The 2,864-nt window shown below is 64.3% G+C and carries 1 protein-coding gene; it reads left to right on the top strand.

The window, feature by feature from the left end:
* A partial coding sequence (locus JV551A3_RS18355) for a peroxidase family protein (RefSeq protein WP_328592110.1) occupies positions 1-2,864 on the top strand: 2,864 nt, incomplete at both ends.

Genomic DNA, 2,864 nt, shown 5'->3' with positions numbered 1-2,864 from the left:
GGCGCGCCGCGAGTTCTATGCCATGACTGGCGACAGCCAGCTCAAGCCATACATCAGCTGGGCCGACTTTGCCGACCACCTCAAGCACCCGGCGTCGCTGATCAACTTCATCGCCGCCTACGGTACCCACGCCACCATCACCGGGGCGGACACCGAAGCGGCCAAGCGCGCCGCCGCCGTGGCGCTGGTGCTTGGCGGTGACGGTGCGCCAGCGGACCGCCTGGACTTCCTCAACGGCACCGGCGCCTATGCCAACGTGACACTGGCTGGCGCGGATGGCATCGTCGGCACCGCCGACGACATCACCGGGGTGACCGTGACCGGTGTCGATGCCATCGACTTCTGGGTCGGCGGCCTGGCCGAAGAGAAAATGCCATTTGGCGGCATGCTCGGTTCCAGCTTCAACTTCGTCTTCGAAACCCAGCTGGAAGCCCTGCAGAACGGCGACCGGTTCTACTACCTTTCGCGCACCGCGGGCATGAACTTCGGCACCGAGCTGGAGAACAATTCCTTCGCCAAGCTGATCATGCTCAACTCCGATGTCACCCATCTGTCCAACACCGTATTCCTCACGCCCACCTTCACTCTGGAGGTGGACCAGACCAGGCAGTTCACCGGGCTGGGGGCCGATGGCCGGGCTGACCCTACGGGTGGGATCGAGATCAACGGAGTGGAGATCGTACCGCTGGTGATCCGCGACAACCCCGATACCGTGGGCACCGACACCAACTTCCTGCATTACACCGGTGAAGACCACGTGGTGCTGGGCGGCACCGCCGGCAACGACATCATCATCTCTGGCGACGGCGACGATACTGTCTATGGCGACGCCGGCAACGACACCCTTGAAGGCGGCGCGGGCAATGACGCGGTGCTGGGTGGTGCCGGTGACGACATCATCACCGACTCCTTCGGCGACAACCGCCTGGAAGGCAACGATGGCAACGATGTGATCGTTGCCGGCAGCATGCTGGTGGGCGGTAACCTGATCCTGGGTGGCAACGGCCAGGACTTCATCATCACCACCGAAGACATCAGCACCACCTTCGGCGGCCAGGGCGACGACTTCATCCTCGGCGCCAAGACCAACCTGCCACCTACCGGCAACGAGGGCGACGACTGGATCGAGAAGGGTACCCAGGACGGTGCGCCCGGAGACAACTTTGCGCCGCTGCTGGGTGACGAAGTGATCGGCAACGACATCTTCGTCGGTGGCGGTGGCTTCGACGAGATGATCGGTGAGGGCGGCGACGACATCTTTGTCGGCAGCGATGCCCAGGACAAGATGGACGGCATGTCCGGCTTCGACTGGATTACCAACAAGAATGACCAGGTCGGCGTCACCGTCGACCTGACGCTGGCCGCCCTGGCTCAGCCTCATGGCAACGCTCCGAACCAGAACACCGGTGTTTTCAACCCGGTCGGCGCCTCGCCGGCTTCCATCCTCGACCGCTTTGCCGAGGTCGAGGGCGTGTCCGGTTCGAACTTCGCCGATGTGCTCAAGGGCGATAATGTCGATGCCGTGACCATCCTCAACCACGGTGGTGCCACCGGCAGTGCGCTGACCAACGTCGCGCTGATCCGTGGCCTGCAGCAGTTCCTGGCCGATGCCGGGTTGCCGACCACCGGCTTTGCCACCGGCAACATCATGCTGGGCGGCAATGGCAGCGACCTGATCGAGGGCCGTGGCGGTGATGACCTGATCGACGGTGACAAGTGGCTCAACGTGCGCATTGCCGTCTATGCCCCGGGTGACGTCAATCACACCGGCCCTGAAATCGCCAGCTTCGACAGCATGGTCGACATGATCCCGTTCATGCTCGACCGCACCTACAACCCTGGCCAGCTCAAGGCCGTGCGGGAAATCCTGCCCGGCAATTCCACGGGCGGTGCGGCGTTCGACACGGCGGTGTTCTCCGGCGTGCAGAGCGAGTACACGGTGACGCAGAACACCAAAGGTACACTCGACACCTCTGACGATGTGTGGACCGTGACTGACAACGTGGCGGGGCGCGATGGCGTCGATACCCTGCTGCACATCGAACGCCTGCAGTTCGCCGACAGCCAGCGCGTGCTGGTCGAAGGGCTGAACGCCCAGCCGACCGGCAGCCCTGCCATCACCGATGGCAACGGCGGTGTGATTACCGTGGGTGATATGCTGACGGTGAATGTCGCCGGCGTGCTGGATGCCGATAACATCAGCGCCGGCAACCCGCTGGGCACGCTTGCCGACCGCTCGGTGTCCTACTACTGGCAGGTCGAGGCCACCCCGGGCAGTGGTGTGTTCGAGGATATCATCCTGCTGCCGGCCGGCGACCTGGCGTTCCAGAGCGCCGATGGCACCAACTTCAAGGTGTCGCCAGACCTGGCCGGGCTGAGCCTGCGGGTCAAGGCAATGTACCAGGACGCCCACGGCACCACCGAAGTGCTGTTCTCGCAGCCCACGACCGTGGTCCAGCCGGGTGCGCCTGTGGTACCCACGCCGGCCACACCGGTGGTGGATGCCACTGCCGGCGGCGCCGGCCTGCACATGGTGCGTTCCGACCTCAACTTCATCCTCGACCAGATCAAGATCGCCGAGGCCGACGCCAACGGGGCAGACATCCTCTCGCTGCTGCCCAACATCCGTTCGGCATTGGGCCTGCGGGCGGTGGATGGCTCGAACAACAACCTGATGAACCTCAACGGCATCAACAACACCCAGTACGGTGCTGCCGACAACGTGTTCCCGCGCGTGACCGACCCGGTGTTCAACCCGGCCGAAGGTGCACCGGCCGGCTTCTTCGGCCCCGGCTCGCCGGCCATTCCGGGCTCGTCGTATCAGCAGACCAGTGGTCCGGTGTTCGACTCGCAACCACGCACCA

Origin of the sequence: Pseudomonas inefficax (assembly GCF_900277125.1) — a bacterium.
Taxonomy (GTDB): domain Bacteria; phylum Pseudomonadota; class Gammaproteobacteria; order Pseudomonadales; family Pseudomonadaceae; genus Aquipseudomonas; species Aquipseudomonas inefficax.
This window is presented reverse-complemented; position numbering and strand designations above follow the sequence as displayed.